This window comes from Bacillus sp. Medicinal_06 (genome assembly GCF_056711665.1).
Genome location: NZ_JBWYHD010000001.1, coordinates 106,844 through 121,419, shown reverse-complemented (window position 1 = coordinate 121,419; position 14,576 = coordinate 106,844). Strand labels below are relative to the sequence as shown.

Genomic DNA, 14,576 nt, shown 5'->3' with positions numbered 1-14,576 from the left:
ACAAACATAAAAACAGGAACAGCTAGCTTTTTAAGCTGTTCCTCTTTTTTAATACAGGGGATTTTGATGTGGACAATTTGGGAAGGGATGTATATCTTGGATTTGTCTAAAATCATAATGTTTCATTGCGAATTGTGCTTGATATAAGTACTCATACAAATAAATATGTCCACCGTGTACACCGCATAAAACTCCAGATGTTCCTTGACCGTTTACGAGAGAAACACCAACTGGTTGACCAATTAAATACTGTACTTTTTGTTGCCATTGCATGTGTATATTCCTCCTTTTACGATAATATACGAACTGAGAGAAGAGATGGTTGCTTATCCGTCTGATTTTATGTTGAAGGATTTTCTTGTACTGTCTAGAATAAGTCAAAGTTAACGATTTGTAATAGAAAAAAAGAGAGGAACATAGAAAAAGAATCTATTTTGAATAAAAAGTTAAACTTAAACAAATGGTGCCAAGGATTAAAACCTGTACCTGATGATGTATGGTTTCAGCCTTCTCGAACTGGATCTTGGGGAATTGCAGGTGTTATATCACATTTCATCATTTATTTTAATACGAAATAGTAAAAACCAAACTAATATTGCATCTAAATATTAGTTTGGTTTTTATGAATTTACATCGAGAGAGGCAATTTATTTCACGCATCTATATTGCCTTATACAAATATATTTTCCAAGCGGATGTCTTTGATGTAAACACTTTCTCAAGGGATAAATTGTTTTCTACTGCATTTTCAATAGGGACAGCAGAAAACATGTATCGACCACCCATTTTTTTAAAATGCTCTATATTTAGTTGTAAATTTTCCAAGCGTTTTTTCGAGTTTTTCTTAAACATATAGTGTTTTCCAAGTTCATCGGTGAAAATATAACAACGGCCACCCCACTCGTCAAAATACGTACGAATCGTTTTATTTTTCGCTAGTTCCTTCTCGATTATTTTTCGAAATTCATATTTATAGGATAGCGGATAAAAATTGTTATATGTATCAAGTGTATAGAATCCATTGTACTGAGCGATGGCAGGATGTAAACCAATACTAGCGACACGGTACTGCTCCAAAGGTAAACCGATGTACTCTTTTATCTCCTGAAATTGTTTTTCTGCAAAAAATTCCTTTACTGAAGGTTTACTTTGAAAAATAATTTCCTCATTAAAAAAGCTTAACAAAATAATTTGAGCTATCACAAAACCTGTCACTGCGTGTCTCCATATTTTCCCTTGTAACCATAAAACTTTTAATCCAAGAGCAAATAAAACATAAATAACTAACGGGCGCAAAAAATGATAACGTGCAAAATTAAACGTATCCAAAATGTGAAAACGTATTGTTAATGGAAGCCAACCTTTATAAAACCAAAAAGCATACCAAATTGATAATGCTATGTTAAACCAGAACAAAAAAACAAAGAGTTTTTCTTGCTTCCATAGCCCCTTGGAAATGATAAAATACAACGCAATAAGTATGACAGGTAAAATAACAAATGTATGGACTGTCATGACATGGTTATGTCCTAAAAGAAAATTTTTCACTGTAAGACGGAGAGACCGCCATAACGATAATCTTGCATGAAAATATTCATCTCTGCTGTTAGGTGCAGTGGATAAGAAGAAAGAAGATACTAAGCGATATTCTACAATCATGTAAATGAGCGTCATATAAACAATTGAAAAAAGGAAACGAAAGTTCCATTCTTTCTTTATTACTACATCCACTAACCAAAGAACACCCATCCCGCTTAAAAAGAAGAAAAAACCTAAAACAATACTCGAATATAGAGGAATAAGAGTGAGTACGAAATAGTTCTTCCACGACCTTTCCCCTTTTCGAATATTTAAAAATGCCCAAAGTGCAAGAGGCATTCCGAGAGTACTAAGCATTCCTGACGGCCAAAAAGGAGTAAGAGCAAAAGCCAATGAAACTCCAACCGAAATGATTATCCATTCCTCTCTAGGTAAAAAATGATGTTTTAAAAGAAGATACATCCCTATAAAAGCAACCACTCTTGTAATCGTCTGACTTAATGCATACGCAACCATATTTGGAAAAAAAGCATACAACCAAACAATACTACTAAATTCCGTGCTAAATGCGTTTCTTGATAATTGATTGTTTATCACCTGTGGAATTGTAGCATCAATCGGACCTAGTATCTCCCCGCTTCTTGCCAAAACCTTATACCAAGACAAATTGGAATCAAGATTATCATGAACGCGAATATGCGCATTTTCTCCAAGAATAAATAAAGGAGACAAATAAAGAATGAGTATAATTGCTGCAAAAACAAGTAACTTTTTTTCGTGGTTGTTCTGGATTGAAAACATTCACTACACCTCAAGAAATTCTTAAAAAGTTTACTTATAAAATTTCCGAAACGAAAGAAATTATCCCCTCGGTAATCAAGTTACTATCAATTTTTTACAAACAAGAAAATTCTTATCTAAATGTAAGCGTAGAATAGGATGGCAAAATATTAGAGGAAAGTGGTATCATTTTAGTGTTTCTAGAAGAATGGAAACCGGTCACTTATACGAAGAAAATAACACATACTACTTAAACCCTAGTAAAGGTGAAATGGTAAAAGATTGGTATTATCATGAGTATTACTGGAGCTATTATAATGCTAGCGGTATTCGAGTGGAAGGTTGGTATTACATTGATAGGAAATGGTATGAATCATCTATACAAACATAGTAATGCCCGTTAGTATGACAGAATTAAATATATGTAAACGTCAAGTAACTCCAAAATATACAATAAAAGTTGATTTTGAAGTTATTTGACGTTTACGTTAATTATAAAAAAATAGGGGCAAAATTGCTCCTATTTTTTTATGATCGCATAGAGAAATGGAAAAGTGATTTTAAAAATCGATATAATCTGTTACTAGCAATGGTGATTATGGATAAATTCAAATACATTTCTCTAATCTATGTCATCCTCAGATTAGAAGATGGTGTATATTGATAATTCTATGTTTAATGTATGGAAAATTTATCTGTAGCCTTTGTATTACGATAATCAATTATTGATTGTTGTTAGTATTATTTTCATTTTGTCTTTCGTCTTGCTGTTTTTGTTCAGAAGGCTCTTCTGTTGGATCGGGTTCTTGTTCATCAACACCGGGATTGCAACCAAATAATAATCCTGTCGATAAAACTGTAGCCATTAGAGCGAATAAATATTTTTTCTTTTTCATGGAATGTTTCCTCCTTTTTATCAAGCTGCCATTAATATTTACTTGGAAAGAGGATACTATGTAGAATTTAGGATTACTTTTTTTTCCATCGTATTTAGAGATATCGTATTTGTTTTGGTAAAATCAATAAAATTTAAAGAATGGGATAAAATTGTACTAACATCAATTGTTAGGAGATATTAGTGATGAAGCTGTCTTATTTAACACTAGAATTAGTAATTGGATTCTTTTTTTTATTTATCCTTATAAAAGTACTTGGTAAAAAAATAATAAATCAAGCTACACCATTTACATTTATTGCAGCGATTGTTTTAGGAGAGTTACTAGGAAATGCGTTATATGATGATAAGGTGGGGGTGCAATATGTCATCTACGCTATGTGTTTATGGGGAGGTTTATTGTTTGGGGTTGAAATTTTAGGACAAAGGTTTTTAAAAATGCGCGGATTTTTTGAAGGGAAACCGGCGGTGTTGATTCGAAATGGGATAGTAAATCGCGATCAGCTTAAAAAAAGTCGGATGAACTTAAATCAGCTTCAAAGTTTATTACGACAATCAGAAACTTTTTCAATGCGTGAGGTTGCATATTGTTATTTAGAAGCAAATGGTTCACTTAGTATATTGAAACAGTCAGCTTATCAAAAGACAACGCAAGAAGACTTTAATCTTCCGAGAACGTCCGTTCATGTGCCTGTAACGATTATTAGAGATGGAGAAGTATTACAGGATGAACTAAATGATCTTGGGAGAGATGAGCAATGGATAAAATATGAACTAAAAAAACAGGGGATTACGGAGTATAAACATGTATTTATTGCAGAGTGGTTAGAGGGAGATGGATTATTCGTTCAAACTTTTGATTGTACAATATAGTTGTAATAGTAGTTTGAGATTGCTGATTATACTTTCATGCAATAAAAAATAGGAGCATTTTATGCTCCTATTTTTTATGGTTTCACATCTAAGTTTTGTAAAAATAATGTTGCGGATACATAGCGCTTTGCTAACATTTGTACATATGCTGTATGTACAGAGAGTGTAGCGATAATAATCGCATTGCGAATGGCTTCTCGTTGTTCGTTATTGATTTGATCCAGCTTGCTTGCGATTTTATCCGCTTTTTCTTTTACAGTATTTTCAATTGTATGAATGGTATCAGTTGCGTTTAATAAACAACCACCTTGATTCAACTCTTCAAATAAAGAGGAGTAAGCGACGTATAAATGAACGGGGTTGATTAAATCATCACTACGATCGGCTGGGTCATTTACAATTAGTCTTAATAACTTACGTATAGATTCAAAGTCCAGTGCGGTTTTTAAATCTTCTACAATGAATAGTAGTGCTGCTTGTTCAATTGAGTATTTTTTTCCTTTTTGCGGTGAACCAATCATTTCTTTTATATCTCGTTTTACCCAGTTTTGCATAGCTGTTACAGAAAAACTGGTATTTTCAATTTGATTACCAAGCGCAACAATCTCATTTAAAGAAAAACCAATGTCTGTATCTTCAATTTTAATCAGTTTTTCAAAAATAGGTGAAAGAGCGGTTGTAATAAAAGCTGTAACACTTTGACCACACTCAATATCTTTTTTATGTGACTTTGCCCAAGCTTCTTGTAAAATAACGAGAGGTTTTTTTGCATTCCATCCTCTAAGAGAAAGAAGGAGCGTCGCCATTTCGTTTCGTGTGAGATGAAATGTTTCCATCTTTTCACCTCCAAAATTTAAAAAGTTCTTATGACCATATAATATGTTTTGTTTCGTTTAAAGTCAATTCTGTTTTGCTTAATTTTTCCTGTTTCATTAAATTATCATGAATAAATAATGCTTGCTAAATTCAAAAAAAGTTCATATAATAAGTTCATAAGAACTTTTTATTTAAGTTTAAAATAAATCTATCATTCTTATTTTAAAGAAAGGTAGATTTAACATATATCTATAGTAAAAGGAGAATGGGTATACTATGTTGAAAAAACTCGTTACAGTAATGACTGCATTCATGGTTGTTTTTGGAGCTAGTAGCTTTGTATTTGTAGATCATGCAGCAGCGAAAAGTTACAAATCTGGTAAAAAATCATTTACACCAAGTTCAGGTCAAAAGTCAAAAGTTGATTTAAACAAAAAAGACTCCAATGTAAATGCACAGAAAACAAATCCTGATACAAAAACAAAAGCATCAAACACAGCACCAAAAAGTAATAAAGGAAGCTTTATGAAAGGTTTATTACTTGGTGGTCTTGGTGGATTACTAATGGGAAGCTTATTCGCAAACATGGGAGCACTTGGTTCTGTATTAGCGTTCATGGTAAACATGTTGGTAATGGCTGGTATCATAATGTTAGCAATTCGAGCGTTTAAATATTTCAAAAATCAACGTAAGAAGCAGGCGGAAGAAGCAGCATGGAAACGATAAAAATTTCGGAACAAGAGCTAATAAACGCGCTATGTGTATATATCGCTGAAAAGCGTCAAGTTGGTCCAGAAGAGGTATTAGCGGAACTGATGTATGATGATGACTATGGTTTTTCTGCGGAAGTAGAAGTAAATGGTCGCAAACAAATATTAATTCAAGCAAACTTAATTGAAGCACTTCGCTTATGGCTTGATAGGGAGTACAATGTCAATCCATTTGCGGTAAGATTACAGCTTGAGTTAGATGATGAAGAAGGTATTTTCGCATTAGCGAATTTAAATAATTCAGATGAGTAGTGAAAAGGAGTTGTTGAGAGTAATCTCGACAGCTCTTTTTAGCATGTATATTTTTAAATGGAATAAACCTTGAATTTTAAAAAACATCTATTGTTCAATACATAAAAATTATATAATGTTATATTTATGTAAAAAAGTAATAACAATTCAAAAAAATTTTACACGGGTGTGTAAAAATATTCTGTCTCACAAATAGTCATCCCTAAGTATGCAAAAATTTATCATGAGTTGGTATGTGAATTGCATGATGAAATGGTGAGATTATTTAGGGGGGATTGGATGGAGAAATTGGTAGAATGGTTAGTTGGACAAGTTTGGAGTATTGGGCTAGTCATTTTCGCGTTAGGAGCAGGGGTGTTTTTTTCGATTGTTACTCGTTTTTTGCAAATTAGGTACTTTAAAGAGATGATCAAGTTATTGTTTGAAGGGAAGACTTCAGAAACAGGGATATCATCTTTTCAAGCTTTTTGTTTAGCTTTATCAGGGCGCGTTGGAATCGGTAATATTGCCGGTGTTGCGACGGCAATTGCTTTTGGAGGACCTGGGGCCGTTTTTTGGATGTGGGTTATGGCATTATTAGGGGCAGCTAGTGCATTTATCGAATCAACACTTGCTCAATTATATAAAAGTAAGATAGGCAATGAATATCGAGGAGGTACACCATACTTTATTGAAAAAGGCTTAAAAATTAAATGGTTTGCAGTATTGGTAGCGATTGTTGTTACAGTTTCATATGGTGTTTTATTACCGGGAATTCAATCGAGTAGTATTGCGGTTGGGTTTGAAAACTCTTCTGGCATAAGTAAATATATGACTGGTATTCTTTTAGTCATATTACTTGGGGCGATCATTTTTGGTGGGGTTAAGAGAATTGCAGGAGTCTCTCAAACACTTGTGCCTTTTATGGCAGTTGGATATGTTGTCGTTACATGCATCGTTTTAATCGCGAATATAACAGAAATCCCTAGTATGTTTGTGCTCATTTTCTCCAGTGCATTTGGAGTGAATGAAATGTTTGGGGGAATTGTTGGAGCTGCTATTGCTTGGGGGGTAAAAAGAGCAGTGTTTTCCAATGTTGCAGGAGTCGGAGAGGCAACATATAGCTCAGCGGCAGCTGAAGTATCACATCCTGCTAAACAAGGGCTAGTTCAAGCATTCTCGGTTTATATTGATACGATTGTTGTATGTACAGCGACAGCACTTATGATTCTCATAACAGGAATGTATAATGTTATGCCAGAAGGAAAGAGTGCAATTGTAAAAACGATGGGAAATGTTGAAGCGGGTCCAATTTATACACAACAAGCTGTAGAAACTGTGTTTACTGGTTTCGGCTCATTATTTGTTTCTATCGCGATTTTCTTCTTTGCATTTACGACTCTACTTGCTTATTACTATATTGCAGAAACTACACTTACGTATTTAGATCAAAAATTAAAATTTCAATGGGGTAATACAGTGTTAAAAATAGCATTTTTAATCATGGTTTATATCGGAAGTGTCGAGTCAGCCTCTTTATTATGGAATCTTGGGGATCTTGGAATCGGAAGTATGGCGTGGCTCAACCTTTTAGCAATTTTACTACTTAGTAAGACCGCTTTAAAAGTATTAAGGGACTATGAAGCTCAGAAAAAAGAAGGAAAAGATCCTGTTTTTGATCCTAAAAGAGTAGGAATTGAAGGTGCTGCATTTTGGGAAGAAAGATATAATGAATTAGAAGAGAAGGTTTCTAATTCGCCTATACCGATTGATAAGGGAATAAAATTTTAGTTACACGAAATACGCTTTTATTATTCTGAAAATTTAATTAATTTTATTTTAGAGAGAAAAAAGGATACTATTTTTTCCATCTACTTATACTAAAGGTTGTATTGATTTGAGCAGATGGAGGAGATATATAATGGAATATCAACAGCATGGTTCTACAAATGATGTATTGCGTCATTATAAAGAAGGAATTGGTAATTTTACAAAACAAATTCCAGAAATTGCAGAAACATATAACGCTTTTACACAAGCCTGTTTTCAAGAAGGTGCATTAACGAAACGTGAAAAGCAGCTCATTGCATTAGGAATTAGTCTAGCAACACAAGATGAATACTGTACAGTTTATCATACAAAGGGTTGCCTTGATGAGGGCTGCTCCGATAAAGAAATTTTAGAAGCTTGTGGTGTTTCGGCAGCATTTGCAGGTGGAGCTGCAATGAGTCAGGCGGTAACTTTAGTGCAGGAATGTATGACAGAATTAAGAAATCAGAAACATTAAGTCCCCCCCTCTTAATTAAAGAGGGGTTTTTTATCCCACATTAACTGCCTATAAAAAACCGATTGGTGAGAGCTAATTAACTGCACCACACAGTACGAAAGAATGGAAATATTATATTACGAAAAAAGATTGGAACCCCAATAAACCATTAACTCGTGCTGATTTGGATTTAGTACCGTTTTATGTAAAAAATGATGGCGGTGTGAGACCAGGAACAACTGTTACTCATGAAGCGAATGTACCGGTTGATCGCAGTGGTTATCAACTCATTTTAGCTGTATGGGAAATTGCTGATACAGGGAATGCTTTTTATCAAGTTATAGATGTGAATCTTGTAAATCATGGCGTAACTGATGCGACGCATCAATATTCATATTTAGATTTACCTCCTTCGCGTCTATTCTGAGGACAACAGTAAATAAGTTGAATAAAGGTCATTCCTAGTATAGGTTGACCTTTATTTTTTATGTTAATAGAAATGAAAAGCTATGAAATAGATTGAATAAAAGAGTCTAGTATATTATTAAAACGCTCTGTTTCTTCTAAAAATGGGCAATGACAGCTATTTTCAAAAATAATAAGTTCGGAATTAGGAATATGCTTATATAGGTGTTCCCCCGCAGCCACCGGAATTAATTTTTCTTCTCTGCCAAAGCAAAGTAAAGTTGGTTTTGTAATTGCCTTTAATTCTTCACGGTAATCAACAACAGATTGATCAAACAAAATAGCGCTCGCAATAGATGCTGGAACTTTTGTTACTTCTTCAAGCATCCAAGTTTCATCTTCTGTAGAAAGAGAGTTTTTAAACATGAGAGGAATAAATCCCTTTAGAAATTCAGTTTGATTTGTTTGAATTTCTCTCATGAAATGTATAAGCGTTGGAAAATCAAAGGCACCGATGGGAAAGTCGGGCCATTTAAAATCTGATGCAAGTTCATCTACAATAACAGAAGCTTTAATATTTTCCTCTCCAAATTGCTTTATATATTCCCATATAACAAATGCCCCCATTGACCAACCGACTAAGATAACATCTTTTAAAGATAAACTTTCTATAAAATCATGTACATCTTGGGCATAGTTTGCAATCGTGTGCCCAGTTTCAATATGAGGAGAGCGCCCGTGACTTCGTAAATCAATTGAAATCGCACGATATTTTTCACTAAAATAGGGGATTTGTTTATGAAAAAAACGGCTGCTCATCCAAACACCGTGAATAAAAAGAACAGGCGTACCTTTTCCTTGCTCTTCATAGTATAATTCCACACCATTTTCAAGCTTTATAATAGGCATAATAATAAACCTCCTTTTCATGATTTTATTCGCTTTTTCAAACTTTTTTCCTCTTATATAAGAGAAGAGAGATGTTTTTTTTGTAAATATGATAAAAACTTGATTTTATTTATAAAAAATGTGTTTAAAATATTGTCATATTTGCTTCTTTAAGATATCCTTTTCATGAAGAGGTGGAAATCATGGAAAAAGTACTAGTTTTCGGGCATAAAAACCCAGATACAGATGCAATTTGTTCTGCAATTGCTTATGCAGAGCTGAAAAAAGAATTAGGAATGAATGCTGAGCCTGTACGTTTAGGTGAAATCAGCGGTGAAACTCAATTTGCGTTAGATCATTTCAAAGTAGAAGGACCGCGTTTTGTTGAGACAGTAGCAAATGAAGTGGAAAACGTTATTTTAGTTGACCATAACGAACGTCAACAAAGTGCTAACGATATCGAATCTGTTCGTGTGTTAGAAGTTATCGATCATCACCGTATTGCTAACTTTGAGACAAGCGATCCTTTATACTACCGTTGTGAGCCAGTTGGTTGTACAGCTACAATCTTAAACAAAATGTACAAAGAAAATGGCGTTGCAATTCGTAAAGAAGTTGCAGGTTTAATGTTATCTGCAATTATCTCAGATTCTTTATTATTTAAATCTCCAACTTGTACAGAACAAGACGTAGCTGCAGCTCGTGAATTAGCGGAAATCGCTGGCGTTGACGCAGAAAGCTATGGCTTAGAAATGTTAAAAGCTGGTGCAGATTTAAGCGGTAAAACAATGGAGCAATTAATCTCCCTTGACGCAAAAGAATTCCAAATGGGCGATGCGAAAGTTGAAATCGCACAAGTAAACGCTGTTGATACAAACGACGTTCTTGTACACCAAGCGGAATTAGAAAAAGTAATTTCTACAGTAGTAGAAGAAAAAGGTTTAGACCTATTCTTATTCGTTGTAACTGATATCTTAACGAACGATTCTGTTGGTCTTGCGATCGGTAAATCAGCACAAGCTGTTGAGAAAGCTTACAATGTATCACTAGAAAACAACACTGCTACATTAAAAGGTGTTGTATCTCGTAAAAAACAAATCGTTCCTGTATTAACAGAAACGTTCCAAGCTCTATAAGAGTAACTTTGGATGGAACAAGCAGATATATAGTCTGCTTGTTCTTTTTTTGTGTTTAGGAAACATACAATTTCGGATATTAAGGTCTGTTATTCTCATGTTTCATTTAGGAAAAATAGAAATTGGATAGGGGAAAAGAAATATCTCATCTTTTTATCTATGAATGAAAACATGCTATGATTTCATTATGGATAGATTATCCCGCTACTTTAGGGCAGTAATACTCCCACCTTAAAATTCGGCGGGAGAAAAGAAGTTAGGTGGGAGATAAACTGCCCGTAAAGGCCCGATTGGTGAAGGCTGATAATCAGTGGGGGATGAGGAAAACCCCCACTGATTAAAGTTTCACTTTATATGGGATTGAGGGAGAAAAGAGGTAAGAATATAACAATGAAAAGGCTATGTATAATTCCATGCGGAAAAAAGAAGGTATGGGATAAGTATCCTGATAAAGGGCCGATAGAAGCGAAAGATGTATACATTAGTCCGTTTGGAAAAGCGTGCCAAGCGTATGCTTCTGAGTTTTTTGAGAACTGGGTTATTTTATCCGCAAAGCATGGCTTTTTACGACCGACTGATATAGTGAAAGAAAACTATGACCTTGCTTTTGATTCAAAAAGCGATGAGATTATTCGTATAGAACAATTAAAAAAGCAGATGATTGATAAAGGACTGCTAGAATTTGATGAAATTGTTTTGCTTGCAGGAAAGAAGCATAAAAAAGTAGTGACAAAGTTATATCCAGAAGAAATGATTTCCTATCCGCTAGAAGGATGTAAAGGGATTGGATATATGTTGCAGAAGTTGAAGTGTGCGGTTGAAAATCATAACGAGATTCAGTAAAAGTTAAAAGGATTTGATTTATAGTGTACATCAACGTGTTGTGTATTGTTAGAAATATAGGCTTATAAGACGAAAACTTAGATGAGGAGATAGTAAAATGTCCTACAAAAATGAAATTGATAAATTACTATGTATGCTTGAGCGGTTAAAAACTCATGAGGTAGAAATTTTAGATATTACTGATGAAATGGTGCCTGTTTATATATTTTCTAGAGATGAGTTTGAGGAAGGACAACTAGGTTACCGTGTAGGAGGATTAGAGAATGAATCTCTTATTGGAAACGAAAAAGGAGATTGGAAAGATAGCTGGTTTGTTATTGGATATGAGGAATTAATGGGTGATCCATTTTTTGTTGATGTAAAAGATGTTCATTTTCCAGTGTATACAGCTGAACATGGCATGGATGCGTGGGAGCCACTTTTACATAGCGATTCACTAGAAAAATTTTTAACCGAATTAACATATCGAGATGAAAATTAATCATTCGTTCATGAAAAAAGGGAGGTTGTAGAAATCCCCCCTTTTTTTGATAGAGAACCTTCATTTAGAACATGTATAATTTATTACTTGTTCCATACGGCTTCTTATTTCTTTAACTGGTGGTTTTTTATCGTATACATCAACATATGAAAAATGATAATTTAAATTTCTAATAAGACCTTTTCCAACTTTTGCACTTAGGAAAGGAAATACTTGTCCAGTGTAGTCTTCGAGAGATTTACAATAGTATTTTTCATCCAAATAAATACTATATTTACATGTTAGCTCTACTAGTGGGTTACCTTCAGAATCATATACATCTTTAGATTCAATAATGTCTATTAGTGCAAATCTATCATTAAGATAAACTTTTTTCTTCTTTTCAGGCTTATTAGACAGAATAAAAGCGAGACCTAGTGCATTAATCAATACGTTTCCTCCTACAAATGTAAACAAAGATATTAATAAAATATCTTGATACATGTTAAATGTAAAGAGATAAGCTGACTGGTAAAAGTTTACGGAGAATATTCTTAAGTAAATTATAGAAAATTTAGTTGAAGTAGATGTTTAAAGTGAATATAAAAGAAATGAATCCCTGTAAGGGAAGTTACAGGGATTCGTAAGGGTATAGTCGAGAATATCGGAATCGACAAAATAATCTTAACATGAATTTCTTGGAAAGGAACCTGGTAAATGTGTCCAAATGAATGGAGGGCTTGTAAGAAATCTTTTAAACAAAGTCAAAGAGACCTACTTCCCGCGGCAGGTCCCTTTAACTAGATAATGTTGATGAGAATAACCCATCTGGAGTACTTTTATCGTAACAAATGAAATTCATTTTGTGTATTGAGAAAAAATAAAACTGTGATGTGAATTTGCTTGATTCATATCATGTTTCTTTATTTTGGTGTTTTGTACTACATATTTATTGGATGAAAAAATAAAAAAAGACCTACAAGTATAAAGCAGGTCGTAAAAAGGGGTTTTAGTTCAACAGTTTACTTACATGCTACCAATTACGATGAATGAAGTCTATAGGTTACATGTTGAGAAACTTTGTATGAAAAATATCAATGTTTTGTTTCTTTAAAAAAGATGCTAATAAGCTTTTTGTATGAAAATAAAGGCCGATATTTATAAATAGATTCATTTTTCCAAGCATCAAGATTAGAAACTTTGAGTTGTTTATTTGAAGTACGAAAATCAATTAGATTATTGTTACATTTCATAAATAAACCTCCCTTAATTTGATGCGTATATATTATGAAAATGAATGTGTAAGTTGTGTGATGAATCGTTTTTAATGATTTTTTATTGTTTTATTGAAATTTCCTTTTCATAAGGATTTGATCTGTTTTTGAAATACTGTAATCCATAAAAAGAAACTAGTATTCCAATACTCATTAAAATCCAGATAGAAGAGAAAGACAGAATGATTAAGAAACAGACAATTAAACTTAAAGAAAGAACTTTGTTAAAGAGACCTGGTAATAATTTATATGCTGCAAAGATTCCACATATGGCATTACAGATAAAGAAAGCATTTGCAATGGCTACGATTTGTTCAACTGTAATGAGATGGTTATATAGGCAGATGAATACAGTAGTATGTATACTTATTAATAACAGTAAAGAAATGATTGGTACATTCGATTTTGTACGATAGGAAAGTTTAGATAATTTTTTTATATATTTTGCCTCAGAAGCGATGAGCCGTGAGACACCGCCAACAACCAATAAATATGTACTCATGCAAAGTACAGTAGTAATAAAGGCAATAAGAGGAATAGCAAACTCTCCGAATAAAGTAGCTAATATGGCTGTTATTCGTAAGTCTTCTTGATTTGAACTGGGAATTTCAATCCATTGTGTGGCGCCTGCTACGACAAGACAAACAATCGTTACAGTAAGTGTACTTATCGCAATTGCTTGTGGAATCGTTTTCTTTCGATTTTTGACATCCATACTGTAATTCCCAATAATCTCCCAACCTACCAAAGCCCAAAAGAGCAATAAAATACTATATCCAAAATCTCCAAAAGAAAAAGGTGTTTGAAATAGCTGTTCTGATCGGAAATGAGGAATAGAACTGATTCCTCCGCTTAGTAAAAGAACGGTTGCAACTGTTGAAAATACAAATGATATTTTTCCGATAGATGATATATCTAATACTAAAATCAATACACAAAGGCTCATTAAAAGAAAACCAATTCCCTCTAACGGAACATTAAAGTGTGGAAATAAAGCAGCGATATATTGACTGGCCGTCATAAGAACAGCAGTAGGTCCTAGACAACCAGCGATGATAAAGAAAATAGAAGTTAATTGTTTCATAGAAGGTCCGAAAGCTTGATCTACTGCATGTGCAACTCCAGATTCACTAGGGAAGTAAATGCTTAACTTACCAAATAATGATGCAAATAGAAATCCAACTCCCATAATAAGTAGCCAAGCAATAATGGCATAATCTCCAGTTGTTTTGTAAATAAGTGGAGGGAGTAAAATGATTCCTGATCCTAAAATTGGACCAATAATTAAACCACTGAGAAGTACAGCCCCTAATTTTTTCTTTCTCATATTTATATACATCTCCTTTTGAAAAGTTAAAATATTGCGTTGCTTTTATTGTAATTGGAGTATATCTATCAGT

General features: G+C 33.5%; 17 protein-coding genes and 1 pseudogene. 11 read left to right on the top strand and 7 right to left on the bottom strand.

The window, feature by feature from the left end:
- Positions 1 to 48 precede the first annotated feature (48 nt).
- Positions 49 to 273, bottom strand: a complete 225-nt coding sequence (locus AC1M36_RS00640) for a hypothetical protein (RefSeq protein ID WP_336451221.1) — start codon at positions 271 to 273, stop codon at positions 49 to 51.
- A 161-nt stretch (positions 274 to 434) separates the two neighbouring features.
- Here AC1M36_RS00640 and AC1M36_RS00635 point away from each other — a divergent pair, with 161 nt between their 5' ends.
- On the top strand, positions 435 to 578 hold the full coding sequence (locus tag AC1M36_RS00635) for a hypothetical protein (protein ID WP_420792332.1): 144 nt from the start codon (positions 435 to 437) through the stop codon (positions 576 to 578).
- Between the two features lie 82 nt (positions 579 to 660).
- On the opposite strand, the gene AC1M36_RS00630 is transcribed toward AC1M36_RS00635, so the two are convergent.
- Complete coding sequence (locus AC1M36_RS00630; RefSeq protein ID WP_336451220.1) at positions 661 to 2,340, bottom strand: DUF6044 family protein; 1,680 nt, start codon at positions 2,338 to 2,340, stop codon at positions 661 to 663.
- 85 nt (positions 2,341 to 2,425) lie between these two features.
- On the opposite strand from AC1M36_RS00630, the gene AC1M36_RS00625 reads away from it, so the two are divergent.
- A complete protein-coding gene (locus AC1M36_RS00625) occupies positions 2,426 to 2,710 on the top strand; it encodes a hypothetical protein (RefSeq protein ID WP_336451405.1) in 285 nt (94 codons plus the stop codon).
- A 331-nt stretch (positions 2,711 to 3,041) separates the two neighbouring features.
- Here the strand turns inward: AC1M36_RS00625 and AC1M36_RS00620 are convergent, their stop codons facing one another.
- Complete coding sequence (locus AC1M36_RS00620; RefSeq protein ID WP_336451219.1) at positions 3,042 to 3,215, bottom strand: hypothetical protein; 174 nt, start codon at positions 3,213 to 3,215, stop codon at positions 3,042 to 3,044.
- 185 nt (positions 3,216 to 3,400) lie between these two features.
- Here AC1M36_RS00620 and AC1M36_RS00615 point away from each other — a divergent pair, with 185 nt between their 5' ends.
- Entirely contained in the window at positions 3,401 to 4,087 is a 687-nt protein-coding gene (locus AC1M36_RS00615; protein ID WP_336451218.1) for a DUF421 domain-containing protein, read from the top strand.
- 74 nt (positions 4,088 to 4,161) lie between these two features.
- On the opposite strand, the gene AC1M36_RS00610 is transcribed toward AC1M36_RS00615, so the two are convergent.
- Complete coding sequence (locus AC1M36_RS00610; protein WP_336451217.1) at positions 4,162 to 4,923, bottom strand: DUF1836 domain-containing protein; 762 nt, start codon at positions 4,921 to 4,923, stop codon at positions 4,162 to 4,164.
- A gap of 256 nt (positions 4,924 to 5,179) precedes the next feature.
- Between AC1M36_RS00610 and AC1M36_RS00605 the strand changes: the two genes are divergently transcribed.
- The 5 genes and pseudogenes from AC1M36_RS00605 to AC1M36_RS00585 form a co-directional block, all read left to right on the top strand.
- Positions 5,180 to 5,629 (top strand): hypothetical protein, encoded by a 450-nt coding sequence (locus AC1M36_RS00605; protein ID WP_336451216.1) that lies wholly within the window; start codon positions 5,180 to 5,182, stop codon positions 5,627 to 5,629.
- The gene (locus AC1M36_RS00600) at positions 5,617 to 5,925 is read left to right on the top strand and encodes a YxcD family protein (RefSeq protein ID WP_336451215.1); all 309 of its coding nucleotides are present in this window, start codon (positions 5,617 to 5,619) and stop codon (positions 5,923 to 5,925) included. Before AC1M36_RS00605 ends, AC1M36_RS00600 begins: the two co-directional genes overlap by 13 nt.
- Before the next feature lie 279 nt (positions 5,926 to 6,204).
- Positions 6,205 to 7,695, top strand: a complete 1,491-nt coding sequence (locus tag AC1M36_RS00595) for an alanine/glycine:cation symporter family protein (RefSeq protein WP_336451214.1) — start codon at positions 6,205 to 6,207, stop codon at positions 7,693 to 7,695.
- Between the two features lie 130 nt (positions 7,696 to 7,825).
- Complete coding sequence (locus tag AC1M36_RS00590) at positions 7,826 to 8,191, top strand: carboxymuconolactone decarboxylase family protein (RefSeq protein WP_336451213.1); 366 nt, start codon at positions 7,826 to 7,828, stop codon at positions 8,189 to 8,191.
- Between the two features lie 76 nt (positions 8,192 to 8,267).
- A pseudogene (locus AC1M36_RS00585) lies at positions 8,268 to 8,597 on the top strand (lytic polysaccharide monooxygenase); the annotation flags it as partial.
- Between the two features lie 80 nt (positions 8,598 to 8,677).
- Here AC1M36_RS00585 and AC1M36_RS00580 read toward each other — a convergent pair.
- Entirely contained in the window at positions 8,678 to 9,484 is an 807-nt protein-coding gene (locus AC1M36_RS00580; RefSeq protein ID WP_336451212.1) for an alpha/beta fold hydrolase, read from the bottom strand.
- Positions 9,485 to 9,666: 182 nt separating this feature from the next.
- Here AC1M36_RS00580 and ppaC point away from each other — a divergent pair, with 182 nt between their 5' ends.
- The 3 genes from ppaC to AC1M36_RS00565 all read left to right on the top strand — a co-directional run bounded on the left by ppaC (position 9,667) and on the right by AC1M36_RS00565 (position 11,923).
- Positions 9,667 to 10,599 (top strand): manganese-dependent inorganic pyrophosphatase, encoded by a 933-nt coding sequence (ppaC, locus tag AC1M36_RS00575; protein ID WP_336451211.1) that lies wholly within the window; start codon positions 9,667 to 9,669, stop codon positions 10,597 to 10,599.
- Positions 10,600 to 10,989: 390 nt separating this feature from the next.
- Positions 10,990 to 11,442 (top strand): DUF6884 domain-containing protein, encoded by a 453-nt coding sequence (locus AC1M36_RS00570; protein ID WP_336451210.1) that lies wholly within the window; start codon positions 10,990 to 10,992, stop codon positions 11,440 to 11,442.
- 97 nt (positions 11,443 to 11,539) lie between these two features.
- Positions 11,540 to 11,923, top strand: a complete 384-nt coding sequence (locus tag AC1M36_RS00565) for a hypothetical protein (RefSeq protein ID WP_336451209.1) — start codon at positions 11,540 to 11,542, stop codon at positions 11,921 to 11,923.
- 60 nt (positions 11,924 to 11,983) lie between these two features.
- Here AC1M36_RS00565 and AC1M36_RS00560 read toward each other — a convergent pair whose 3' ends face one another.
- Both AC1M36_RS00560 and AC1M36_RS00555 read right to left on the bottom strand, forming a co-directional pair.
- Positions 11,984 to 12,352 (bottom strand): cytoplasmic protein, encoded by a 369-nt coding sequence (locus AC1M36_RS00560; protein WP_336451208.1) that lies wholly within the window; start codon positions 12,350 to 12,352, stop codon positions 11,984 to 11,986.
- 885 nt (positions 12,353 to 13,237) lie between these two features.
- Complete coding sequence (locus tag AC1M36_RS00555; RefSeq protein ID WP_431612984.1) at positions 13,238 to 14,503, bottom strand: APC family permease; 1,266 nt, start codon at positions 14,501 to 14,503, stop codon at positions 13,238 to 13,240.
- Between the last annotated feature and the right edge of the window lie 73 nt (positions 14,504 to 14,576).